This window comes from Halorientalis salina (assembly GCF_005049285.1).
GTDB lineage: Archaea > Halobacteriota > Halobacteria > Halobacteriales > Haloarculaceae > Halorientalis > Halorientalis salina.
Map to the genome: position 1 here is coordinate 67,143 of NZ_SOSC01000002.1, position 22,521 is coordinate 89,663.

A 22,521-nucleotide genomic window follows, 5' to 3' on the forward strand; every position below is an offset into this window, starting at 1 on the left:
GCAGGGATTTAAGCGCTTACCGGACGCCGTCTACGGCCGTATGAAGCTTCACGAATATCAGGCCAAACAGGTCTTCGCGGACGCCGGGATCCCGACCCCGTCGTCGCAACTCGCCGAGACTGTCGATGCGGCAGTCGATGCGGCCGACGATATCGGGTATCCGGTCGCGATCAAGGCGCAGGTACAGGTCGGTGGCCGCGGCAAGGCAGGCGGTATCAAACTCGTCGACGACGCCGAGGAAGCCCGGGCGGCGGCTGAAGACATCCTCGGGATGGACCTCAAGGGGTACACCGTCGACCGCGTCCTGGTCGAGGAAGCCGTCGACTTCACGAACGAACTCTACGTCGGCGTGACGATGGACCGCGGCGAGGGCAAACCGGTCGCTATGGTCTCGACGCGCGGCGGCGTCAACATCGAGGAGGTCGCCGCCGAGGACCCCGACGCCATCGCTCGCGAGCACATCGACCCCTCCTTCGGGATGCATCCCTATCAGGCTCGCAAGGCCGTCTACGACGCCGGGGTCGACCGCGAGGTAGCCGGCGACGTGGCCTCGGTCCTGACGACGCTGTACGAGCTCTGGACCGAGAAGGACGGCAGCGACGCCGAGATCAACCCGCTGATGGTCACGAGCGACGACGAAGTCATCGCGGCCGACGCCGTGATGAACATCGACGAGGACGCGCTGTTCCGCCATCCCGACCTCGCGGAGATGCAGGACGAGGCCGCCGAGGACGACCTCGAAGCCAAGGCCAACGAGTACGGCTTCGACTACGTCCGACTGGACGGCAACGTCGGCATCATCGGCAACGGTGCGGGCCTCGTGATGACGACGCTCGACCTCGTCGACTACTACGGCGGGGAGCCGGCGAACTTCCTGGACATCGGTGGCGGCGCGAAAGCCGAACGCGTCACCAACGCCCTGGACATGGTCTTCTCCGACGAGAACGTCGACGCCGTCGTCTTCAACATCTTCGGCGGCATCACGCGCGGCGACGAGGTCGCGAAGGGCATCAACACGGCCTTGGAGCAGTTCGACGAGATCCCCAAGCGCGTCGTGGTCCGACTCGCCGGGACCAACGCCGAGGAGGGCATGGAGATTCTCAACACCGACCTCGTGACCGTCGAGGCGACGCTGGAGGACGCCGTCCAGCGTGCGGTCGAATACGCAGAGGAGGACTCACAATGAGCGTTCTAGTCGACGAGGACACCCGCGTCGTTGTACAGGGCATCACCGGTGGGGAAGGGAAGTTCCACACCGAGCAGATGATGGAGTACGGCACGAACGTCGTCGCCGGTGCGGTCCCCGGCAAGGGCGGCCAGGAGGTAGCCGGCGTGCCGGTCTACGACACCGTCGACCAGGCCGCACGCGAGGAGGACGCCAACGCCTCCGTCGTGTTCGTCCCGCCAGCCTTTGCGGGCGACGCGCTGTTCGAGGCGCTCGACGCACCGGTCGATCTGGTCGTGGCGATCACCGAAGGCATTCCGACCCAGGACATGAGCCGGGTCTACAAGCGCCTCTCGGAGACCGACACGCACCTCGTCGGTCCGAACTGTCCCGGCGTCATCACGCCTGGGGTCGCCAAGCTCGGCATCCTGCCGGGGAACATCTTCTCCTCGGGGAACGTCGGACTGGTCTCCCGCTCGGGAACGCTCACCTACCAGGTGGTCGACAACCTCACCGAGCGCGGCCTGGGCCAGACGACCGCCATCGGCATCGGTGGCGACCCCATCATCGGGACGGACTTCACCGACGCCCTCGAACTGTTCGAGGCCGACGAGGAGACCGAAGCCGTCGTCATGTGCGGTGAGATCGGTGGCGAAGACGAGGAGGAAGCCGCCCAGTTCATCGCCGAGAACATGGACACGCCGGTCGTCGGCTTCATCGCCGGCCGGACCGCACCGCCAGGCAAGCGCATGGGCCACGCCGGTGCCATCGTCTCCGGGTCCGGAACCGGGACCGCCGAGTCCAAGATCAGCGCACTGGAGGACGCCGGAACGCCCGTCGGCGACACGCCCGAGGAAGTCGCCGATCACATCGAAGAGATCCTGTAGGAAACGGTTGTTTCCTTCGAGCGTATTTTTCGCCCCGACGCCGCCCTAATTTCGCGTTTCGACGGGAAAGATTAAACACGATTGCACGATATTCGGACACAATGACCGCGTCAGTGGACGGTCCGATTTCGGTCCTGTACGTCGACGGCGACGCCGACCAGCAGGATCGAGTCGTTGCCGGTCTCGAAGACGGGGGCGGGGATCTGGCAGTCACGGCGGTGGCGACCGGTGAAGACGCGATCTCTCGGTTCGACGCTGGCGCGTTCGACTGTCTGGTAAGCGAGTACGCGTTACCCGACACGGACGGACTGACGGTACTGGAGCGGGTTCGCGAGCGTGACGGAACCGTGCCGTTCGTGCTCTACACCGATGCCGGCGACGAGCGAGTGGCCAGCGACGCCTTCTCGGCCGGTGCGACCGATTACCTGCGGAAAGACGGGACCGACCAGGGCGACCTGACGGCGGCGATCGAGGCGGCCGTCGATGAGTACCGAACCGAGCGCGCACTCGAAGAGAGCGAGGAGCGATATCGGACGTTAGTCGAGGGGAGTCACGACGGCATCTACATCTATCAGGACGCCGAGTTCGTCTTCGTCAACGACCGGATCTGTGAGATCACCGGCTACAGCGAAGCGGAACTGGCCGACATGGAGATCTGGGAACTCGTCCATCCGGCCGATCGGGATCGGGTACGTGCCATCGGCGAACGCAGAGCGCGCGGTGAAAACCCGCCCCAGACCTACGACTCCCGAATCCTGACGAAAGACGGGGAGACGCGATACCTCGAATTCAGCGTGGCGTCGATCACCCACGAAGGCAACTGGGCGGCGCTCGGCTCGGTCCGCGACGTCACCGAGCACCGGGAGCGCGAACGAGAACTGCGGGCCGAACAGGAGTTCGTCCGGACGATACTCGACACGCTCGACGACGTCATCTTCGTGAGTTCCCTCGACGGTGAGATACTGCGGTGGAACGACCGGCTCTGTGATGTCACCGGGTACAGTGACGACGAACTCGCCGACATGGTCGTATTCGACATCGTGCCCGAAGAGTACGAGACGGACATGGTCGGCGTCATCCGCGACGTGTTGTCGACGGGCACCGCGAGCGTCGAAGGGGAAGCTCTCACCAGAACGGGCGAGCGGATTCCATTCGAGTTCCGCGGGTCGGAACTGCAAAACAGCGAGGGGGAAGTCATCGGAGTCGCGGGCGTCGCCCGTGACGTAAGCGAGCGCCGGGCACGCGAACAGGAGCTCGCGCAGTACCGAACGATCGTCGAGGCCGTCGGCGATCCGGTGTACACCCTCGATACGGACGGGAACTTCACGCTGGTCAACGAGGCGCTGGCCGAGATGACCGGCCACGAGGGCGACGAACTCGTCGGGGAGCACGTCTCGACAGTCATGCGCGACCAGGACGTCGAGACGGCGACGGAACTCATCGAGGAGTTGCTGAAAAGCGACGAGCGGCGCAACGCCACCTTCGAGATGCAGACCGTCACGGCCGAGGGCGACCGCGTCTCCTGCGAGGACCACATCGCACTCCTGCCCTCCAAAGAGGGGTTCCAGGGGACGGCGGGCGTCGTCCGCGACATCACGGACCGCAAGGAGCGCGAAGAGACGCTGCGGCGGCAAAACGAGCGCCTGGATCAGTTCGCCGGCGTCGTCAGCCACGACCTGCGAAACCCGCTCAACGTCATGTTGAGCAGGCTGGAACTCGCACGGCAAAGCGGGGACGAAGAGCACTTCGCGGCGATCGAGGCGGCCGGCGAGCGAATGGAGCGACTGATCGACGACCTGCTGACGCTGGCTCGCGACGGGCAGACCGTCGGCGAGGTCGAACCGGTCGCCCTCGGTCCGGCAGTCGAATCCGCCTGGAAGAACGTCGAGACGACGGCGGCGACGCTGTCGGTCCAGGCCGACGATGCACAGTTCCTCGCCGACAGCGATCGCCTCGCCTCGCTGCTGGAGAACCTCTTCCGGAACGCCGTGGAACACGGTTCCACGAGTCCTGACTCGCAAACTCGTCAGGACGCAGTCGAGCACGGCTCGACAAGCAATCGGATTTCGTCCGATGACGCCGTGGAACACGGTTCCACGAGCCCTGACTCGCAAACTCGTCAGGACGCTGTCGAGCACGGCTCGACAGGCGACCGAACCGCGACACGTTCCAAAAGACCGACCGACCCGTGTGCACCGGGTAGCGAAGCGGGCCTCTCCGGTAGTGGGGGCGGGCCCGCGGAAGCGGCCGAGCAGCGTTCCGAAAGTGTTCGGGTTCGCGTCGGTCGCATCGAGTCAACCGGGACGACCGGGTTCTACGTCGCCGACGATGGTCCCGGAATTCCCCCATCGGAACGCGCTGACGTGTTCCAGCACGGGTACTCGAACAGCGAGAACGGGACCGGGCTCGGACTGGTCATCGTCGAAGGGATCGCCGAGGCCCACGACTGGTCGGTGTCGGTCACCGAGAGCGAAACCGGCGGGGCGAGGTTCGAGGTGACCGGCGTCGAGCCGTTCGGCGGCTGAGGTCGACGCGATGTGCTCCCCGGCCGTGGGGTGACTCACCGGGAACACCCCGAAAAAAGGGGCCGAAACGGATCCATACCGCGGCGTAATCAGCCATTTCCGTAACGTGTCCCGCGAATCGTTAGTCGATTGAACGGTGGAGCGGGGCCGTCTCCCGTCCCCTCGGCGTGCGTTGATTTCTCGCGACCGGTCGACCGACAGGTGACCGAGCGGGGGACGATTCGCGCCGGTCGTTGTGATTATCATCGGGAAAGGAGTCGGCTAGGTAGGGATACAAGGAATGAACGTTCCGGTGCAGATATAAGGATTGATTCGAATGGTATTTACTATGGCCCACACCTGCAGGAACTGCAAGCGGACGTTCGCCACGGAACTCGAACTCGAACTTCACCGGGACACGTGCGAGGAAGGGCAGCTCTTCTGTGACAAATGCGGCGAGCGGTTCGCCGAGCGAACCGCCACGACCGACGGCTGGCACTATCGATGCCCGACGGAGGACTGTGACGGCACCGGTATCGGCGAGGACATCTATCAGGTAGAGAACGTACGCGTCGCGAAACAGTAACACCGCTCACTCGCGAGCGGTGTCACCCGTCGAGAGGACAGCTAGCTCCTGCAGGGCTTTCAGGCAGACCACCACGTACGGCGCGGCGACGAGTGGTATCTCGAACTCGATGGTCGTCGGCGGTCCGGCCCGAACGCGGTGACCAGTCGCGGGAATCCGAGCCACCCGCCACGTCCACCGCCGTTCGCGACAGCTCGTCACCTCGAACGGGAGCCAGATGCCCCCCACGGTCCGAACGCGGCCGGTCGTTCCGTTCTCGATAACCCGCTGGTCGCAGTCGACGGCACGGACTGACGGTCCCCACGCCGGCCAGTGGGTGGTATCGACGAGGAGGTCCCAGCACCGATCCGCCGGTGCGTCTACCTCGCGTGCGGCCACGAAGCGTCGACCGTCGGGCGTGCGTTCGAGGCGCACCGAACTCCGGTCGGACCCGCCTGGACAATCCATATCCCATCAACGGGCGGAAGTGCCAAAGTCCTTTCCAGCTTCTGATAATCGGGTACCAACTTATACGGTGGGTGGTTACCAAGCCACGCTCGAATGATCGAGGTCCGGGACCTGCGCAAGGAGTACGGTGGGTTCACAGCGGTTTCAGGGAGTAGTTTCACCGTCGACAGCGGCGAGGTGTTCGGCATCATCGGACCGAACGGTGCCGGGAAGACGACGACCCTGAAGATGCTCGCTGGCCTGCTGGAACCGACCGACGGCACGGTGAGCGTCGCGGGCTACGACGCCGGCGACAGTGAGATGCGCCGGCGGCTCGGCTTTCTCCCCGAGGAATCGCCGCTGTACGAGGAGATGACACCGCTGTCGTATCTCCACTTCTTCGCCGACCTCTACGACGTGCCCGAGGACGTCGCCGAGGAGCGGATTCACGAGACACTGGACCAACTGGACCTCGAACACCGAGACCGACAGCTCGGAGACATGTCGAAGGGGATGAAACGGAAAGTCGCCATCTCCCGGTCGCTCATCAACGACCCGGACGTGTTGATCTACGACGAGCCGGCCAGCGGCCTCGATCCGCTGACGACCAACTACGTCATCGACTTCACGAGCCGGCTGAGCGACGAGGGCAAAACAATCGTGTTCAGCGCCCACAACCTCTATCACGTCGAGAGCATCTGCGACCGGGTCGCCATCATGAACGAGGGGGACATCGTCGCCCAGGGCGGCCTCGCCGAGTTGCGCGAGGAACACGGCGAGACCGAGTACCACGTCTACACGACCGTCGAAGTCCCAGGAAGCGTCCAGGAGAACGGTCGATACCACCGCATCGTCGACTCGATGGACGACGTCGAGACGACGCGCGAGGCCGCACAGGACGCCGGCGGGTCGGTCGTGGACATCCGAACGGAGGAGTCGAGTCTCGAAGAGGTGTTCCTCGATCTGGCCGATCCGGAGGTCGAGGCGTGAAGCTCCGGAAAGTCCTCCGGATCGCCCGGTGGGAGGTGACCAAGAACGCCGGCGGGGTCGACAAGAAAACCGTCGCCGTCGCCGCCGTCGCGCTGCTGGTGGCCGGACTCGTCGCTCCCTACGCCGCCAGCCAGGGTATCGCGCTCGACAGGGGTATCTACCGCGTCGGCGTGACCGAGGAGAGTCCCTACTATCAGGTCGTCGCGGACGACCCGACGTTCGTCGCCCGCGAGCCGAGCGAGGACGCGCTCGAGGCGGGTCGGATCGACGTGCTCATCGAGCCGGGTGAGCCGCCGGACGCGGCCAGCAGCGCGAAAGGCGACGCGGCGCTGGCCGAGCTCCGGTCGACGGTCGACGACTACAACGACCAGCAGATGCGCAAGGAGACGAACCAGTCAGCTGCGTTCCCCATCGCCGTGACGCTCCGATACGTCGAGCGTGAGAACGTCCAGGAGGTCCTCGATCCCGGTGCGACCGGTGGGACGGACACCGACGACGAGTCCGACGAATCCGATGGGGAGACGGGAACCGACACCAGCGGGAGCGACGACGGGAGCAGCGACGGAAGCGGTGATGGGACCGGAGACGAGACGGAGGCCGGTGACGGGACGGGCCAGTCCGGTGACGGAGACACGGCCGCCGGCGGTGGCGGCGGGAACGTCGGCGGGCTGGCCGGGAGTCTGGCGAGCGGGAACGCCTCGGGAACGCCCGCGGACATCTCGCCGCCCTTCCCGTTCCAGTCACTCGTGCTCGCCTTCCTGTTCGTCCTGCCGCTGAACTTCATCATCCAGGCCTACGGGAGCACGATGCTGTCCGAGCGGTTGAATCGCCGGGGTGAACTCCTGCTGGTCTCGCCGGTCACCCGGTTCGACATCATCGGCGGGAAGACCCTGCCGTACTTCGGGGCCGCGATCACGATGGCGGCCCTGATCGGGGCGGGACTGCAGTTCCCGGACATCTCGCCGCTCTCGGTCGGGATATCCGTGCTCGCGATCACGCCGATCGCCCTCCTCTTCCTCGCCGCGACGTTCGTCGGCGCGATGTTCGCCCGGTCGTTCAAGGAACTGACGTTCGTGACGGTGACGGTGACGGTCTCGCTGACGACCTACGCGTTCGTGCCCGCCATCTTCACCGACGTGGGTGCGGTCGCGCTCATCTCGCCGCTGACCATCGTCGTCCGGGACCTCCAGGGCCAGGCGGTGACGCTCGGCGAGTTCACGTTCTCGACGCTGCCGCCGACGCTCACGGCCGGGGTACTGTTCGCCCTCGGTGCCGGTATCTACCGCGAGGAGGACATGTTCACCCAGCGTTCGATCCCGCTGAAGACGTTGGACGCACTGGCGGCACGGGTCCACGGCAAGTGGAGCGTCGCCGCGGTGAGCGCCATCCTGCTCCCGTTCGTCTTCGTCGCCGAACTGGTCGGCGTCGCGATGCTCTTTGCCATCCCGGAGGCGCTGTCGATCCCGGCAATCCTCGTCATCGTCGTCGTCGTCGAGGAGATCGCAAAGAGTCTGCACATCTACGCCGGCTACGCACACAGCCGCTTCGAGGCGGGACTGAAACCTGCGCTCGTCGTCGGCGCGTTCAGCGGCGCGGGCTTTTTCGTCGGCGAGAAGTTCACGCTGCTGGCCCAGTTGGTCGGCCTCCCCGAGCAGGTGGTGGTCGGTCAGGCCGCGCTAGCGACTGGCACGGGAGCGGGCAGTCCCTCGATTCCGGTCGTCATCGCGTTCCTGCTCGCGCCGCTCGTGTTACACGTGGTGACCGCCGCCATCTCGGCGGTCGGCGCGAGTCGGGACCGCGAGTCGTACGTGCTCGCGGTGGTACTGGCGATGATCATTCACTTCGGCTACAACTTCACGGTGGTGAGTGCAAGTGGCGCTATCTGATCTCCTCTCGGACCCGCGAGCGGCCATCGCCCGCCGGGATCTGGCGTCGCTCTCCCGGGAGAAGACCATCGTCCTCGCCCTGCTCATCCAGCTGTTCGTGGCGGCGTTCTCGTCGTTCCTGGTGGTCGGCCTCACCTCGCTGTACGACCCGAGTTCGGTCTCGGGCGAGGTGAACGTCGGCGTCACCGGCAACGCCAGCGACAGCCTTATCGCGGCGACGGAGGAGATGGACGGAATCGACACCGTCCAGCTCCCGAACGAGGCGACGGCGGCACGCGCCTTTCAGGACGGTGGTATCCGTGGCACCAGGGTCGACACCGTGATCGTGGCGAATCACGGGGCGGACAGACGCATCAACGTCACAGCGACAGCGCCCGACGGGAGTCTGCAAACGACGCTGATCGTCGTGCAGATCCGGGAGACCCTAGAGCAGTTCGAGCGCCAGGAGCGCCAGGACCGGTCGGCTCACATCGACCGGGAACTGGTGCCGCTTCCCGACGACGTGGCCGCGAGCCCGTACTTCGGCTTTACGTACACGATCCTCATTCCGCTCTTGCTGTTCCTGCCGCCGTTCATCAGCGGCTCCGTGGCGGTCGACGCCATCACCGAGGAGATCGAACGCGGGACGCTCGAACTCCTGCGGGTCGCGCCGGTCACGCTGGTCGACATCGTCGACGGCAAGTCGGTGGCCATGGCGATGCTCGCGCCGCTGCAGGCGCTCCTGTGGATCCTCCTGCTCGGTGCCAACGGCATCAGTGTCTCGAACGTTCCGCTCCTCATGCTCACCGTCGCGTCGATGGCGACCGTGGTGGTGGTCATCGGCGTGGTGCTCGGCCTCGTCATGGGCGAGCGAAAGAGCGCACAGCTCGTCTACTCGGTGGGCGTCCTCGGGCTCTTCGCCTCGGCGGTGTTCCTCCCAGAACACCCGGCCACGACGGTCGCCAAACTGGCCGTCGACAGTCCCACGAACACGACGTACGCGCTCGTCGCGCTCTACGCGGCGGTCGCCGTGGGGCTCTACGCGCTCGCGAGGGCGTACGTCGACCGGGTCGACGTCGAATCGCTGTAGCCACCTGGTTTTTTCTCCGGGCCGGGCACAGGGCTCGTATGGAATACACGACACTCGGCGACACCGGCATGGAAGTCAGCCGGCTCTGTCTCGGCTGCATGAGTTTCGGCGACCCCGACTGGCGCGAGTGGGTCCTCGACGAAGCAGAGTCTCAGCCCATCATCGACCGGGCCATCGATCTCGGTATCAACTTCTTCGACACCGCCAACATGTACTCGACGGGCGAGTCCGAGCGGATCATCGGCAACGCCCTAGAGGGGCGCCGCGAGGAGAGCATCGTCGCGACGAAGGTGTACTTCCAGATGGACGAGGACGACCCGAACTCGGGCGGCCTTTCGCGAAAGACCATCGAGCAGGAACTCGACGCGAGCCTCGACCGGCTCGGCATGGACACGGTCGACCTCTACCAGATCCACCGCTACGACTACGACACGCCGATGGAGGGGACGCTCAGGGCACTCGACGACGCCGTCCGTCGCGGGAAAACACGGTACATCGGCGCGAGTTCGATGTGGACTCACCAGTTCGCCGACGCGCTCCACACCAGCGAGCGCCTCGGACTCGACCGGTTCGCGACGATGCAGAACCACTACAACCTGGTCTATCGCGAGGAAGAACGGGAAATGTTGCCCTTCTGCCAGAAAGAGGGGATCGGGACCATGCCGTGGAGTCCGATGGCCCGCGGGTATCTCACCCGGCCACACGACGAGGTCGACAGCACCGCACGGGGCGCGAGCGAGGAGTACCTCTACGAGCACCCGTATCTCGACGGGGGCGGACCGGCAGTCAACGAGCGAGTCGAGGAACTGGCCGACGAGTACGACGCCTCGATGGCCCAGATCGCCCTGGCGTGGGTCCTGGACAAGGAGTGGGTCGACGCGCCCATCGTCGGGACGACCAGCGTCGAACATCTGGAGGAGGCCGTCGAAGCGCTGGACATCGACCTCGCCGAAAGCGACGTCGAGTATCTCGAAGAACCCTACGAGCCAGTCCCAGTCTCCGGCCACGAGTAGGAACGACTGCCTGTTACACACGCAACATCTATTATCAGGGATGTCATGGGTACTGACACATGAAGCGTCGAGCGCTTCTCACGTCGATGGGGGTTGGGATGGCCGGTATGGCCGGTTGTCTCAACGGGAACTCGAACAGTGGGGGGAACACACCGCAGGAGAACGCGGGAACGCCGGTCGCGGTCTCGACACCGGACGGCAAGAAGGCGAGCTTCGAAACGGCGATCAATCTCAGCCAGGAGGAGGTCGCCCAGGTCGGCACGGAATACGAGTTCGAGATCACGGTCAAGAACACGGGCGGACAGCCCGGCGTCTATCGGGCACCGGTGAAGACGCGGACGGGCAGCGATGTCGAGTACGAGGAACAGTCCACCGCGATGGTGTACGTCGAAGCCGGCGAGTCGAAGACGGCAGCGATTACCGTCCCACCGTTCGAGTCAGTCGGCTCGGCGGACGTTCGGTTCGGCGGTCCCAAGAACACCTGGTCGGTGGAGATCATCGGACCGGACCTGGCGATGGGGGAATCCTTCGAGGTCGACGGGTTCGAGATCACCGTCGAGTCCGTCGAGTTCCAGGACACGTTCACCTACACCGTGAGTGGCTACGAGAACGAGGATACGCCGTCGATTTCGAACGGAAAGTTCGCTGTGGTCACCATCAAGTTAGAGAGCATCGGCAGCAGCAGCTGGATGGCAGACTCACACGACTACAAGATGCTGATCGACGGGAGCGAGCGAACGGCCTGGACGGACGCGAGATACAACAAACGGAGCCTGGCAGCAGGCCAGACAAAGCGCGTCCAGTTGCCCTACGAGGTCGCCGGCGGAACGGCCAAATCCGACCTGATATTCAAGTACGAGGGCGTCCGCGAGGACAAGTACGCCCGCTGGAGTCCCGGGTTCTCGGCTACCACGTCCGGCGACGGGTCCTGAGATGGGTGGGCAAAGCCGAATTAGCAGGGCGGCGGGCTGTTCCCGTTCGACAGGTCAGTCCCAGAACGACTGAGTGCGAGCGTACTGGCGTTCCTGGGACAGGATGTCCCGGTAGAACTCGTCTTCGTCCTCGCGGAGTTTGCTGATGATCCGGGCCGCGTTGTGCGGGCCGACGCCGCGCGCCGCCAGCGCGACGACGGCCTGTTTGCCGTGGCTCTGAACGAGGTTCGCCGACTGGTAGGCCCGGCGCGTCTGTTTCTCCTGTTCGTCGTCTTTTTGTTCGGCTCTGACTGCCGTGACCACCTCGTCGGCCCAGGGGTTGAGCGCGGCGATGCGCGTCGATCCGCAGCCCGGACATTCGGGTTGCTCGTCGACCCGCTCGACGGTCTGTTTGCGCTCCCAGTCCTGACAGTGGAGACAGAAGAGAATGACCCGGTCGCTCTGGATGCGCTCGCGAACGGTCTCGATGACGCTGGCATCGGCGTTCTCCGGCGCGAGCAGTTCTTTCCCCGAAGAGCGCCCACCCAGTCCGATCGGCGTTCGCTCGCTGACGGTCTCGATGGAGAGTTCGCCGGCCTGGATCCGTGCCAGCACGTCGCTGGCCGCCTCGACGGCGAGTTCCTCGTGGAGCAACTCCCGCAGCGCCTCGTCGTAGACGGGTGTGCCTTCGAGGGCATCGAGCAGCCGGCCGCGGCCGAACCCGCCGGCGCTGCCCTTTCGCCAGTTTTTGAGCGTGCCGAACTTCGCGGCGACCTGTGCGAGTTTGAACTTCAGCGCGTCGGCGTGTTTGAGACTGAGTTCGATGATCCCGGCGACGTGTTCGGGGTCGGTCTCGCGGAGCGTCTCGAGCACGTCGTTGACGGTGATTCCCTGGGGGACCTCCAGTTCGATGCGGTAGGGGTCGATCTCCATCCCGACCGAGGAACCGGTTCGCTGACCGATCAGCGCCGAGAGGACGCGCCCGAGCGTCTCGTTGATGGTATGGCCGAAATGCGCTGTCAGAACGACCTCGCGGCCGTGGGACTCGACCAGGATCGTGTCGTCAGTGGGCATCGGCGCGTGGTGGCGGTCGAGTTGCTCCAGGGCTTCGCCGATAGTGTGTTCGTCGGCCGGATAGCGTCGGCTGAGATCTCGGGCGACGGCGTCCACGTCGACGGCCCCGTCCAGTTGCGCGCCGGCGACTTTTCGGATGTCGCCGACCTCCTGGGCGACCTCGTAGGGGACGGGAATCTCCTGGCCGACCCACGAGGGGACTTCACCGGCCGGGTCCTCGACGGGCGTGACTAGCACTTCCTCGTCGTCTTCCTCTACCTCGGTGATGCGCCACATCTCGCCGCGCTGAATGAAGATCTCGCCCGGCGAGGCGAAGTTGACAACGAACTTCTCGTCTAAGGTCCCGACCTGGCGACCGCTGGCCATGTCTTTGACGTCGTAGGTTGCCTCGTCGGGGATCATCGAGAGGTTGTGATAGAAGTACTGCCACGTCCCGCGGCGCTTCTCGATCATGTCCTCGCCTTCTTCGAGCCAGACGACGCGGTTGTCCCCGAGTTCGCGGACCACCTGCTTGAACTCGCCTTCCGTGACGTTCCGGAACGGGTAGGCCCGAGTGACGATGTGGTAGGCCGCCATCGCGGAGATCTCGCCGAAGTCCATGACGAGCCCGGCGATCTGGTTGGCGACGGTGTCGAGACTGCCGTGGTGGATGTTCGCCGGTTCCACGTCGCCGTCGACGGCCTGGCGGGCGATCGCCAGCGCCTCGAACGTGTCGTCGGGCCTGGTCGTGATGACGGTCCCCGAGGAGACCTCGTCTCGACGATGGCCGGCGCGGCCGATCCGCTGGAGGAGTCTGGAGACCTGGCGGGGACTCTGGTACTGGACGACGTGGTCGATGCTCCCCACGTCGATGCCCAGTTCCATCGAGGACGTACAGAGCAACCCCGAGAGGTCGCCGTCCTTGAAACTGTCCTCGACCTCGATGCGGGCCTCCTTCGAGAGCGAGCCGTGGTGGACCTCGATGTCGGTCCCGAGTTCCTTGAACCGCGAGCCCAGCGCCTCGGCGGTCTGGCGCGTGTTGACGAACACGAGCGTCGACTCGTGCTCGCTGACGAGGTCATCGATGGCCCGGACGTGACTCGCCACGTCGACGTTGGTCATCAGCTCGTTTGCGAGTCGCTCGTCCTCGTCGGTGACACGGGGCTCGCGAACGGCGATGTCGATCTCGCTGCCCACGTCGACCTCGATGATCGCACAGCCCCTGTCGCCGGTGAGGAACCGGCCGACCTCCGCGGGGTCGCCGACCGTCGCCGAGAGCCCGATGCGCTGGAACGGGCCGGACAGCTCCCGGATTCGTTCGAGACCGACCGTCAGCTGTGCGCCGCGCTTCGAGGCCGCGAGTTCGTGGACTTCGTCGACGACGACGTGTTCGACGTCTTCGAGCGCCCGCCGGAGTTTCTTCCCAGTCAGCATCGCCTGGAGCGTCTCGGGCGTCGTCACGAGCACGTCCGGCGGGTCGTCGGCCTGTTTCCCCCGCTGGTAGTCGGTCGTATCCCCGTGACGAACGTCGACGTCGAGCCCGAGCGTCTCGCCCCACCAGTCCAGCCGCTCGCGCATGTCGCGGTTCAGCGCTCGCAGCGGTGTCACGTACAGCGCACCGATCCCGAACCGATCGGTGCCTTCGAGGGCATCGAATACGGGAAGCATGGCGGTCTCGGTCTTGCCGGTGCCGGTCGGCGCGACGATGAGGCCGTTCCGCCCGTCGACGAGCGGTGGAATCGCGCGGCGCTGTGGCTCGGTGGGACTCGTGAATCCGCGCTCGGAGAGCGCCGACCGGACCGCCGCGCCGAGTTCGGCGAAGGCGGCCGCTGAACCCGCTTCTGGCATCACCCCGGCTAGCGGATTGAACCGATTAAGCGCACCGCTTGCGGCCGACGCACTGTCACCACCGACGCCTCAGATCCGGTCGTAGGCACCGAGCCGCGTGCCGTCGAGCAGGTACGCCTCCCCGTCCGCCAGTCCGTCGGGGAGGAACGGCGCGAGAAAGCCCTGCCCCTCGACGTTGACCCAGGTCCCCCCCGAGAGGTCGTTGAACCCCGGAAAGACGACGAGTTCACCGTCGATAGCCAGGTCGTCGTCGAAGAATCCCTCGAACGGAGCAGGGTCGAGCGCCCCGCGCAGCCACGCCCGCTCAACGCGAGCGCCGCCGACCTCGTCCTCCAGTCTGACCGCCGGGTGTTCGTGCCCGACACAGACCACGTCAGCCGCCAGCACGTCAGGCGAGGGCCAGGTGTGACCGTGCGCGAAGCCAACATCCCCCAATCGAACACCATGTCCCGGCGAGATGTCGATGTCGAAGCCGTTCGTCTCGACGACGGACCCGATGTCACCGTCGTGGTTCCCCTTCACGACGGTCACCGCGGCGCGGTCGGTGACGGCGTCCAGCAGGTCCACCAGTTCCGCGCGCTCCTCGTCGCCGGGGTCGCCGATGGCGTGGGCGAGATCGCCGAGGAAGAGCAGTTGGGAGACGTCAGTTCGGTCCAGCAGGTCGAGCACGGCAGTTCGGCGCTCGTCGGCGTGGCTGGCGAGTTCGACGCCGTCGTACCGGAGGCCGACCTCCAACCCGGCGTGGTAATCCGCGACGACGAGCGCCCGCCCGTCGGGGAGGTCCGCGACGGCCGCGGGCTCGCCGGGGACGGGTTCGACCGACATCAGATGGGCTTGAGCGTCGCGTCGTCGGGCTCGTAGCAGCGGCCGTCCATCAGCGCGTCCTGGATCGCGTCCTCGACCGCGTCAGGGTCCGCGCCGTACTGGTCGACCACGCTCGCGATAATCTCCTCGCGGTCGGCACCGTCGCCGCCGTTTAGCTCCCGCATCGCCTCCATGACGGCGTCCCCGAGGTCGACGTCTGCTGCGTCCTCGGCCGGTTCTTCGGTTGCGTCGTCGCCACCCTCGTCGTCCTCGGATTCCGCGGTCGGCTCGGGGTCCGGTTCCGCCGTCGACCCGGCTTCGGACTCCGTCGCCGTCGCTGCGTCCGGTTCCGACGCCGCGTCGGGTTCCGTCGTTGGCTCGGGATCGGACGCCGATTCGGGTTCCGGCTCCGCGTCCGGCTCAGGTTCGGGATCGGGATCGGGCGTCTCGATGTCGGCTTCGCCCGGTTCCTCGACTTCGGTCCCGGTCGAGAAGTCCGTGCCGAACTCCTCCTCGATGCGCTCGCGCTCGTCGTCCTCCATCTCGAACTCGCCGGGCTCGAAGTCGCCGATGTCCTCCTCGTCCGAGTCCCCGGCATCGACGTCTGTCCCCGAGTCACTGACCGGTCGGTCTTCGACCGTCGGTTCCGTTTCCGCGTTCGTCGCGGTCTCGACAGCGGCGTCCGAGGACGTACCGGGTTCGGCCGTCGGAGACTCGCCACCCGAGTCGACTGCCGGTTCGGAGTCCGTCTCCGTCGATGTGGCCTCGGCCGGTTCCGGTTCGGAGTCCGTCGTGACCTCGGCCGATTCGTCCTCGCCCGTTACGGCGTCGTCGGTGGTCGCTTCCGCGTCCGCTGTCTCCGTTTCGGCGGTCGAGACCGCATCGTCTGTCGCTTCGGTGGTACCTGTTTCTGTCGACACCGACTCGCTCGCCGACTCCGTCGCCTCCGCCGTCGACTGCTCGGCCGACGATGGCGTCGTGGTCGGCTCCGTCGCCTCCTCGCCCCCGGCGTTCGGGGTACCTGCGATCTCGGTGTCGATCAAGTCCGAAAGCGTCGCACTCCCGCTCGCGTCCGGACGGACTGACAGCGAGTCGACCTCGTCGCGGTCGCCGGCGACGACGCGGGCGGCGTCGAGTGCCGTTCCCTGCAGTGCCTGCAGGTACGTCGGCGTCGTCCCGTAGTGTTCGATGGCCATCGCGGTGCCGGAGGCGAGGCCCTCGTCGACCCCCGAGGCTTCCAGCACCTCGCGCAACTCGTCGCCGCGCTCCTCGCGTCCCAGCGCCCCGGCCATCGTCGCGATGCGGTCCAGCGTCCGCTCAGCCGTCGTGACGGTCCAGCGGTCGCGCGTCTCCGCGTCGACCTCGTTGATGCTCTCCGGGCGGACCGAGGTGTAGACGACGTCCGAATCGTCCGGCTGGAAGGTTCGGGCTTTCCCGGTGACCGAGACGAACAGGGGCGGGTCGGCCCGTTCGAGGAAAGCCATCTCGTCGGGCTGGTACTGGCCGGCGTAGACCACGAACGCGCCCGTCGGGTCGACGATGCGCGCCCGCAGCACGTCGTCGTTGACCTGTTCGAGTTCGGTCAGAACGCCGACGACGAACAGCCGGTTGACGCGTGCGCCCGTGGGCGTGACCACGTAGTTCGGTGCCCGCTCCTCGTCGCTCTCGGAGTAGGAGAAGTCCGCGTCCTCGTACTCGGCGGCGAACAGTCGGTAGGCGACCTCGCGGCGACCCGCACCGCCCTGGTCGGACTCGCTTTCGCTCACGCGAACCACCCCTGGATGGTGAGGGAAAGGTCGTCAGTCGCAGCCAGGGAGGGACCGAAGGTCCCTCTTGCAGCCGGCGCCGATGGCGCCGGCGACCGCCTGCTGGAACGTCTGACGGCACTCATGCGTCCACCTCCGAGAGCAGGGCGCGAGCGCGTTCAGCCGGGTCGTCCTCGCTCCGAGAGAACTCCGTGGCATCGAGGTTCGCGCCGTACTCGTCGACCGACAGCGATCCGCGGACGCGGTACTCGTGGCCGACGATGCGGCCGGCGATGGTCTCGGCGACGACGGACTGGTCCATCTCGTCGCGGGCGTGTTCTTTGGCGTCGGACAGGTCGCCGCCGTACACCTGGGCCGTGAGTTCGTCGCCCAGTACTGCGGTGACTGTCCCGGTGCCGTCGTCGACGATGGCCTTCGTGCGAAGGTCGTCCTCGCCGTCGACCTCGCCGTGGCTACGACACTGCCCCTTCTGGATGACGCGACCGCAGTCGGGACAGCGCTCGATGAGGCCCGACCCGTCCCGGATCGAGATGACGTTCCCGACGACGGCCACGTCGTAGGCCCCGCCGCGCTCGACGGCCTCGTTGATCGGCAACTGTTCGGGTTCGTCCCGCGCCTCGACCGGTTGGTCCCTGGTCGACACGGTCGTGAACTCCGAGAAGTTGACCGAGGGAACGCCGCGGAACTCCCGGACGTAGGCGTTCTCGACCCGGATCGAGGCGTCGGTCTCGATCCCCGCTCGCGGTTCCCAGTCGGTGAAGGGGAGCCGTGCCGTCTCGTCGGCCAGGGTCCCCGAGAGGATCTCGGTCTCCCCGTCGCGGCCGTCGATGACCTTCGACTCGCATTCGACGACTCGCACGTCGAGGTTCACGCCGCGGTCCCCCGGTGAGAGGTCGGCCAGCGACGCGTCGCCGCCGACCTCGTAGTCGAGGGCGAGGGTCTCGTCGACGCGTTCGACGTCCGTGCTCTCGCCGAGGTTCAACTCGGGGTTGCCCTCCCACTCTCGGACGCCGGCGTTACCGATCTGGACCGTTTCGCCGGGCTGGAGGGAGAAGTCCTCCCAGGCGGTGTAGGATATCTTGCCGGTCTCGTCGGCGAGTTGGCCCTCGAAGATGACGTGGTTCTCGCCGCGGTAGTGGATCGGTCGTTTCCCGACGGAGAGGATCGTCGCCGTGACGGTCACCGAGGAGTCCTCGGTCGACACCTCGGCCACGTCGACGGCACTGGGTGCGCCGCCGCCGCTGCTCGTTCCGTCGCCGTACTTCCGGCGGAGGCTCTGTTTGGCCTCGTCGATCGGGACGCTGTACGACACCAGGTTCTCCAGGTCGGATCTGACCTCCTCTTTGTCAACACCGAGGTCGGAGGCGAGTTCCTCGGCATGATCGTCTAACTCCATCACCGTGGCCTTCGAGGGGCCGTGGTAAAATGCTGTCGCGACCCCCGAATCCGGAGCCCATCGTAAGAGCGTTACCAGCGGGACCGAAACCGTCGGACATGCGCGTCGTCGTCAACGCAGCGATGAGTGCCGACGGGAAGATCTCCTCCCGCGAGCGGACCCAGATCGAGATCAGCGGGCCGGACGATTTCGACCGCGTCGACCGGCTCCGGGCCGAGAGCGACGCCGTCATGGTCGGCGTCGGGACCGTCCTCGCCGACGATCCCTCGCTGACCCTCGACAGCGAACAGCGACAGTCCGAGCGCGAGGCGAACGGCAAGTCCTCGAATCCGGCCCGCGTCGTGGCCGATTCACGCATCCGGACGACCCCCGACGCGACGGTGCTCGACGACGCCGCCCCCACCTACCTGCTCGTCAGCGAAGCCGCGCCGACCGACTTCGTCGAGCAGATGGAGGAAGCCGGCGCGACCGTCATCGCCACCGGCGACGACAGGGTAGACCTGGTCGACGCTCTCGGGGAACTCGAAGCCGAGGGGATCGACCAGCTCATGGTCGAAGGCGGTGGCGAACTCATCTTCTCGCTGTTCGCGGCCGGCCTGGTCGACGAGTGTTCGGTGTTCGTCGGCCCCAAGATCATCGGCGGGCGGGACGCTCCGACGCTCGCGGACGGCGACGGCTTCACCGAGGAGTTCCCGGAACTGTCGCTGGAGGCGGTCGAGCGACTCGACGACGGCGTCCTGTTGCAGTGGCAGGTTCCCTAGAAAAGCGGACCGAGTACCGAGTTAGTGGTCGTGGCCGGTCATCTCGCCGAACGTCTCGCCGAACCGCTCCTCGAAGAGATCCAGCGTGTGTTCTTCGGCCGCTTTGACTTCCTGCTGGGGTTCGCCCTGACTGTGGTGGACCGCACCGTGGATCCGCTGGGCCAGCCCGATCATCGCGATGTCGCCGACGATCTCCGGGTCAGTCTCGGCTTCCTGTCGGAGCATGTCGAGCAGGCCCGTTGGAACCGTCAGTTCGTCGGCCGTTCCGTCCTCGTCTTCGATGGTGAGCGTCACCGTCTCCTGATTTGCCATGCCCGGTCCTTGGCGGACCACCTTGAAGCATCTGTTGGGTCCGTGTTCGTCGACCGACGGACCGCCTGCCACCATATTGAACACCCTGTTCGGCCCAATACGTCTCAATAGCCCTCCTAGCGAGCTATTTACTGTCGCGGCCGGACGACGGTGACATGGTGGCAACCGATCTGCTCACGGTCGTGACGGTCCTGCTGACGCTCGGATGGATGGCCGACCTGGTCGTCGATACCACACGGATGTCCGCTGTCACCGACGTTTGGAGCCAACCAGAGAAGGACATGGACGCATAGCCGAAGGAAGTGTCATACCCAGAACTATTTTGTGAACGTCGGTCACAGGGGCGACTGTCATGGTCCCCCGAACGCGCCCCCTCCCCACTGCGATAGCGATAGCCGTGTTGGCGGTCACGGTGATCGCCGTCGGAAGCGCTGCGCCCCCACCACAGTCGGTCTGTGAGCCGTGCGTCGAAGACCTCGAGTGGAGCGGCTATCGACACGGCGTCGCACTGCAGGTCACCGAGAGCAACGCGACGATGCGAGTCCACGAGAACGGGAGCGCGACCTGGACGGTTACCAGCCGATTCACTCGGGCAGCGGGCGTCGAGCGGTCCCGCCCGAACACGACGCTCCGGGACCCGTCCACACTCCAGCAGAACCGAACGCTCCGTCGAACCGTCGTCCGGGAGGTCATCGGTGCCGACCGAGGAGACACGCGGCTTCAGTCGCTTCGGGTCAACGATTCGACGATACGCTTCACCTACCACGAATCGGATGTCGCCAGACGAACGCCCGGGGGTGTCCTCCTCGTCGAGAGGTACTACACGCGGAGCATGGGGAGCGGGTGGTACGTCGACGTGGACCGACTGACCGTGGTCGGCCCGCCGGGAACAGTGGTGTCGAACGACGTTACCGACGCCGTCGGATCGAGCGTCGCGACGACGGATGGACGGCGGTTCGTCCTGCGAGGCGAGACGCGGCAGAACTCGTCGATGAATCGGCCCATTCCGGACTCGCCATCGCTCGATCGAAGCGACTTCTTCGTCGCTTTCGCCGACCCCGGACCGACGGCCGGCGTGGCGACCGCGCTCGGCATCGCGAGTGTGACACTCCCATTTGTGGTCGTGAATTTCGTCGCGTACCGCTGGGTGGGGACCGGCATCCTGCTGGTGGCACTCGGAGCCGTGGCGACGGTCCGGACCCGGCGCGGGAACCCCCTCGGCAAGCGGACACTGGCCCTCTGGGCCGGCGGGACGCTGGGCAGCTATCTCCTCCTGACGCTGTTCCTGTTACCCCCGTCCGACGCCCCACCGTTCGTTTCGTTCATGACGGGCGTCTTCTCAGCGCTCGCCGTGCTGTTCGGTTTCGGCAGTTGGTTCAGCTACGGGTGGCTCTCGTCGAACGACGGTAAATCGACCGGGGCGGAGAACTAGTCGTCGGCCTCGGCGTCGGCCGTCGCACTCTCGGCGGACTCCGCAGTCGCGTGTTCTTCGAGGTACTCGTCGGCGTCCAGTGCCGCCTTACAGCCCATGCCGCCCGCGGTGATCGCCTGCTGGTAGTGGAAGTCCACCACGTCGCCCGCGCCGAAGATGCCGTCGACGGCAGTTTTCGTCTGGCCGCCGTCGGTGCCGCCCTGCGTCTTGAGGTACCCGGCCTCGTCCATCTCGACGCCCGTGCCTTCGAGGTACTCCGTGTTCGGCGTGTGACCGATGGCGAGGAACACCGCGCCGACGTCGAACTCGATCTCCTCGGTGTCGGGGTCGTCGAGTTTCTCAGTCGGGTGGCCCTCGGGATGGCGGACGAGCGAGACGTGGTCGACGCCGTCCTCGGGGGTCCCGTGGATCTCGGTCGCCTCGGTGTTTTTCATGATCTCGATGTCGCCGTCCTCGACCTTCTCGTGGACGCGGTCGATCCAGTAGTCCTCGGCACGGAACTCCTCGCGGCGGTGAGCGATGTAGACGGTGTCGGCGAACTTCGTCAGGAAGGTCGCTTCCTCCATCGCGGCGTCGCCGCCGCCGATGACGAGCATGTCCTCGTCGCGGAAGAACGCGCCGTCACAGGTCGCACACGTCGAGACGCCGTAGCCCATGAGTTCGTCCTCGCCGGGAATGCCGAGGGTCCGGGCGCTCGCGCCCGAGGCAGCGATGACGGCGTCGGCAGTGTAAACGGTGCCGTCACGGAGTTCGACGCGGAACGGGCGGTCGCTCGCATCGATGTCGGTGACGATGCCGTGGTCGATGTCGGTCCCGAACTGCTCGGCCTGCTCTTTCATGTTGTTGACCAGGTCGGGACCGCTGATTCCGTCCGGAAAGCCCGGGTAGTTTGCCACGTCGGTCGTCAGCGTCAGCTGGCCACCGGGTTCGTCACCCTCCAGGACGAGCGGGTCGTTGTTCGAGCGAGCGGCGTAGATCGCCGCGGTCAGTCCCGCGATTCCCGTGCCTGCAATGATGAGCCTCCGGTGTTCGACGGCCTCGTCAGTCATGGCTGTAATTAGCTGCGGCGCAGACATTAAGCCTACGCTGTCCCGTCCAGCCTGCACAACCGGCGGTCGCGCCGACAACGCTTAGGGGCGTGCCGCCAGTGCTACCGCTATGGCCGCTGACATCGAGGAGAAGACCGACCGGTACGAGGGACTGCTCGCCGAAGCGCTCGACGAAGCCGAGTGCGGGGTCCCGCCGGACACACCGCTCGGCGACGCCGCAGCCGAATACGAGGAGATGGCGCGGTCGTACCTGGAGGACGGACGCCACTTCCGCGAAGAGGACGACCTCGTGAATGCCCTGGCGTCGTTTTCCTACGGGCACGCGTGGCTGGACGCGGGCGCACGCATGGGGCTGTTCGACGTGCCTGAAGAAGGGCACCTGTTCACCGTCTAACCGTCGCAGTGGGGCGCTTTCCAGGTCCGAAACTCCCCACCTGCCTTTTTCGGCTTCCGGCGACGACGTGTGGGTATGCCCGGTGTTTCCAGCGGAGATCGGAGAGTGCAACTGATCGGCCTCGCCTTCTTCGTCGTCGCGGCGGTCGGGACAGTCGTGTACGACTGGGACTTCAGCGGCGATTCGGGGGCCGTTCCGACCGCGCTGGCGCTGGTCGCCGTCGCAGTTGCGATCGCGGTGACGTTACTTCGGCGGCGGTAGGGGGCCAA

Annotated in this window: 21 protein-coding genes; 14 read left to right on the forward strand and 7 right to left on the reverse strand. The window is 66.1% G+C overall.

Annotation, left to right across the window (positions count from 1 at the left end; genetic code table 11):
• Positions 1 to 40: 40 nt before the first annotated feature.
• The 4 genes from sucC to E2481_RS04750 all read left to right on the forward strand — a co-directional run bounded on the left by sucC (position 41) and on the right by E2481_RS04750 (position 5,142).
• Positions 41 to 1,186, forward strand: a complete 1,146-nt coding sequence (gene sucC / locus E2481_RS04735) for an ADP-forming succinate--CoA ligase subunit beta (protein ID WP_136715989.1) — start codon at positions 41 to 43, stop codon at positions 1,184 to 1,186.
• On the forward strand, positions 1,183 to 2,052 hold the full coding sequence (gene sucD, locus E2481_RS04740; protein WP_136715990.1) for a succinate--CoA ligase subunit alpha: 870 nt from the start codon (positions 1,183 to 1,185) through the stop codon (positions 2,050 to 2,052). Before sucC ends, sucD begins: the two co-directional genes overlap by 4 nt.
• A 101-nt stretch (positions 2,053 to 2,153) precedes the next feature.
• Positions 2,154 to 4,577 (forward strand): PAS domain S-box protein, encoded by a 2,424-nt coding sequence (locus E2481_RS04745; RefSeq protein ID WP_136715991.1) that lies wholly within the window; start codon positions 2,154 to 2,156, stop codon positions 4,575 to 4,577.
• 328 nt (positions 4,578 to 4,905) lie between these two features.
• On the forward strand, positions 4,906 to 5,142 hold the full coding sequence (locus tag E2481_RS04750) for an HVO_2901 family zinc finger protein (RefSeq protein WP_136715992.1): 237 nt from the start codon (positions 4,906 to 4,908) through the stop codon (positions 5,140 to 5,142).
• Between the two features lie 6 nt (positions 5,143 to 5,148).
• On the opposite strand, the gene E2481_RS04755 is transcribed toward E2481_RS04750, so the two are convergent.
• Positions 5,149 to 5,589 carry an SRPBCC family protein gene (locus E2481_RS04755; protein ID WP_136715993.1) on the reverse strand — a complete coding sequence of 147 codons (441 nt, stop codon included), beginning with the start codon at positions 5,587 to 5,589 and terminating at the stop codon, positions 5,149 to 5,151.
• Positions 5,590 to 5,682: 93 nt separating this feature from the next.
• Between E2481_RS04755 and E2481_RS04760 the strand changes: the two genes are divergently transcribed.
• Genes E2481_RS04760 through E2481_RS04780 form a run of 5 tightly spaced genes read left to right on the forward strand, consistent with a single transcriptional unit; the run spans position 5,683 to position 11,458 of the window.
• Entirely contained in the window at positions 5,683 to 6,558 is an 876-nt protein-coding gene (locus tag E2481_RS04760; protein ID WP_136715994.1) for an ABC transporter ATP-binding protein, read from the forward strand.
• Complete coding sequence (locus tag E2481_RS04765; protein ID WP_136715995.1) at positions 6,555 to 8,444, forward strand: ABC transporter permease; 1,890 nt, start codon at positions 6,555 to 6,557, stop codon at positions 8,442 to 8,444. Before E2481_RS04760 ends, E2481_RS04765 begins: the two co-directional genes overlap by 4 nt.
• Positions 8,431 to 9,513, forward strand: a complete 1,083-nt coding sequence (locus E2481_RS04770; RefSeq protein WP_250137731.1) for an ABC transporter permease — start codon at positions 8,431 to 8,433, stop codon at positions 9,511 to 9,513. Before E2481_RS04765 ends, E2481_RS04770 begins: the two co-directional genes overlap by 14 nt.
• A gap of 38 nt (positions 9,514 to 9,551) precedes the next feature.
• Positions 9,552 to 10,526: an aldo/keto reductase gene (locus E2481_RS04775; protein ID WP_136715996.1), complete on the forward strand. Its 975-nt coding sequence runs from the start codon at positions 9,552 to 9,554 to the stop codon at positions 10,524 to 10,526.
• Positions 10,527 to 10,585: 59 nt separating this feature from the next.
• On the forward strand, positions 10,586 to 11,458 hold the full coding sequence (locus E2481_RS04780; protein ID WP_136715997.1) for a DUF4352 domain-containing protein: 873 nt from the start codon (positions 10,586 to 10,588) through the stop codon (positions 11,456 to 11,458).
• 54 nt (positions 11,459 to 11,512) lie between these two features.
• Here E2481_RS04780 and E2481_RS04785 read toward each other — a convergent pair whose 3' ends face one another.
• The 4 genes from E2481_RS04785 to E2481_RS04800 form a co-directional block, all read right to left on the reverse strand.
• Positions 11,513 to 14,338: a DEAD/DEAH box helicase gene (locus E2481_RS04785; protein WP_136715998.1), complete on the reverse strand. Its 2,826-nt coding sequence runs from the start codon at positions 14,336 to 14,338 to the stop codon at positions 11,513 to 11,515.
• A gap of 69 nt (positions 14,339 to 14,407) precedes the next feature.
• The gene (locus tag E2481_RS04790; RefSeq protein WP_136715999.1) at positions 14,408 to 15,163 is read right to left on the reverse strand and encodes a metallophosphoesterase; all 756 of its coding nucleotides are present in this window, start codon (positions 15,161 to 15,163) and stop codon (positions 14,408 to 14,410) included.
• Positions 15,163 to 16,908: a hypothetical protein gene (locus E2481_RS04795; RefSeq protein ID WP_136716000.1), complete on the reverse strand. Its 1,746-nt coding sequence runs from the start codon at positions 16,906 to 16,908 to the stop codon at positions 15,163 to 15,165. The genes E2481_RS04790 and E2481_RS04795 overlap by 1 nt, the downstream gene beginning before the upstream one ends.
• Before the next feature lie 121 nt (positions 16,909 to 17,029).
• Positions 17,030 to 18,304 (reverse strand): Single-stranded DNA binding protein, encoded by a 1,275-nt coding sequence (locus tag E2481_RS04800; RefSeq protein WP_136716001.1) that lies wholly within the window; start codon positions 18,302 to 18,304, stop codon positions 17,030 to 17,032.
• Between the two features lie 98 nt (positions 18,305 to 18,402).
• Between E2481_RS04800 and E2481_RS04805 the strand changes: the two genes are divergently transcribed.
• Positions 18,403 to 19,065 carry a 2,5-diamino-6-(ribosylamino)-4(3H)-pyrimidinone 5'-phosphate reductase gene (locus E2481_RS04805; protein ID WP_136716002.1) on the forward strand — a complete coding sequence of 221 codons (663 nt, stop codon included), beginning with the start codon at positions 18,403 to 18,405 and terminating at the stop codon, positions 19,063 to 19,065.
• A 21-nt stretch (positions 19,066 to 19,086) separates the two neighbouring features.
• Here the strand turns inward: E2481_RS04805 and E2481_RS04810 are convergent, their stop codons facing one another.
• A complete protein-coding gene (locus E2481_RS04810; protein ID WP_136716003.1) occupies positions 19,087 to 19,377 on the reverse strand; it encodes a DUF7545 family protein in 291 nt (96 codons plus the stop codon).
• A gap of 155 nt (positions 19,378 to 19,532) precedes the next feature.
• Between E2481_RS04810 and E2481_RS18570 the strand changes: the two genes are divergently transcribed.
• Positions 19,533 to 19,670 (forward strand): hypothetical protein, encoded by a 138-nt coding sequence (locus E2481_RS18570; RefSeq protein ID WP_169302373.1) that lies wholly within the window; start codon positions 19,533 to 19,535, stop codon positions 19,668 to 19,670.
• Between the two features lie 59 nt (positions 19,671 to 19,729).
• Positions 19,730 to 20,809, forward strand: a complete 1,080-nt coding sequence (locus E2481_RS04815; RefSeq protein ID WP_136716004.1) for a hypothetical protein — start codon at positions 19,730 to 19,732, stop codon at positions 20,807 to 20,809.
• Here the strand turns inward: E2481_RS04815 and E2481_RS04820 are convergent.
• Complete coding sequence (locus E2481_RS04820; RefSeq protein WP_136716005.1) at positions 20,806 to 21,858, reverse strand: NAD(P)/FAD-dependent oxidoreductase; 1,053 nt, start codon at positions 21,856 to 21,858, stop codon at positions 20,806 to 20,808. The two genes, E2481_RS04815 and E2481_RS04820, sit on opposite strands and share 4 nt — an antisense overlap.
• A gap of 109 nt (positions 21,859 to 21,967) precedes the next feature.
• Here E2481_RS04820 and E2481_RS04825 point away from each other — a divergent pair, with 109 nt between their 5' ends.
• Positions 21,968 to 22,252, forward strand: a complete 285-nt coding sequence (locus tag E2481_RS04825; protein WP_136716006.1) for a DUF357 domain-containing protein — start codon at positions 21,968 to 21,970, stop codon at positions 22,250 to 22,252.
• Between the two features lie 105 nt (positions 22,253 to 22,357).
• Positions 22,358 to 22,513 carry a hypothetical protein gene (locus tag E2481_RS18575; protein WP_169302374.1) on the forward strand — a complete coding sequence of 52 codons (156 nt, stop codon included), beginning with the start codon at positions 22,358 to 22,360 and terminating at the stop codon, positions 22,511 to 22,513.
• Positions 22,514 to 22,521: the final 8 nt, after the last annotated feature.

What these genes read in the sequence shown, in the direction of transcription:
- E2481_RS04815 (WP_136716004.1), top strand. Translation starts at nt 19,730, where the DNA reads ATGGTCCCCCGAACGCGCCCCCTCCCCACTGCGATAGCGATAGCCGTG.
- E2481_RS04750 (WP_136715992.1), top strand. Translation starts at nt 4,906, where the DNA reads ATGGCCCACACCTGCAGGAACTGCAAGCGGACGTTCGCCACGGAACTC.
- E2481_RS18570 (WP_169302373.1), top strand. Translation starts at nt 19,533, where the DNA reads ATGGTGGCAACCGATCTGCTCACGGTCGTGACGGTCCTGCTGACGCTC.
- E2481_RS04820 (WP_136716005.1), bottom strand. Translation starts at nt 21,858, where the DNA reads ATGACTGACGAGGCCGTCGAACACCGGAGGCTCATCATTGCAGGCACG.
- E2481_RS04825 (WP_136716006.1), top strand. Translation starts at nt 21,968, where the DNA reads ATGGCCGCTGACATCGAGGAGAAGACCGACCGGTACGAGGGACTGCTC.
- E2481_RS04745 (WP_136715991.1), top strand. Translation starts at nt 2,154, where the DNA reads ATGACCGCGTCAGTGGACGGTCCGATTTCGGTCCTGTACGTCGACGGC.
- E2481_RS04800 (WP_136716001.1), bottom strand. Translation starts at nt 18,304, where the DNA reads ATGGAGTTAGACGATCATGCCGAGGAACTCGCCTCCGACCTCGGTGTT.
- E2481_RS04785 (WP_136715998.1), bottom strand. Translation starts at nt 14,338, where the DNA reads ATGCCAGAAGCGGGTTCAGCGGCCGCCTTCGCCGAACTCGGCGCGGCG.
- E2481_RS04810 (WP_136716003.1), bottom strand. Translation starts at nt 19,377, where the DNA reads ATGGCAAATCAGGAGACGGTGACGCTCACCATCGAAGACGAGGACGGA.
- E2481_RS04755 (WP_136715993.1), bottom strand. Translation starts at nt 5,589, where the DNA reads ATGGATTGTCCAGGCGGGTCCGACCGGAGTTCGGTGCGCCTCGAACGC.
- sucC (WP_136715989.1), top strand. Translation starts at nt 41, where the DNA reads ATGAAGCTTCACGAATATCAGGCCAAACAGGTCTTCGCGGACGCCGGG.
- E2481_RS04775 (WP_136715996.1), top strand. Translation starts at nt 9,552, where the DNA reads ATGGAATACACGACACTCGGCGACACCGGCATGGAAGTCAGCCGGCTC.
- E2481_RS04805 (WP_136716002.1), top strand. Translation starts at nt 18,403, where the DNA reads ATGCGCGTCGTCGTCAACGCAGCGATGAGTGCCGACGGGAAGATCTCC.
- sucD (WP_136715990.1), top strand. Translation starts at nt 1,183, where the DNA reads ATGAGCGTTCTAGTCGACGAGGACACCCGCGTCGTTGTACAGGGCATC.
- E2481_RS04780 (WP_136715997.1), top strand. Translation starts at nt 10,586, where the DNA reads ATGAAGCGTCGAGCGCTTCTCACGTCGATGGGGGTTGGGATGGCCGGT.
- E2481_RS04760 (WP_136715994.1), top strand. Translation starts at nt 5,683, where the DNA reads ATGATCGAGGTCCGGGACCTGCGCAAGGAGTACGGTGGGTTCACAGCG.
- E2481_RS04790 (WP_136715999.1), bottom strand. Translation starts at nt 15,163, where the DNA reads ATGTCGGTCGAACCCGTCCCCGGCGAGCCCGCGGCCGTCGCGGACCTC.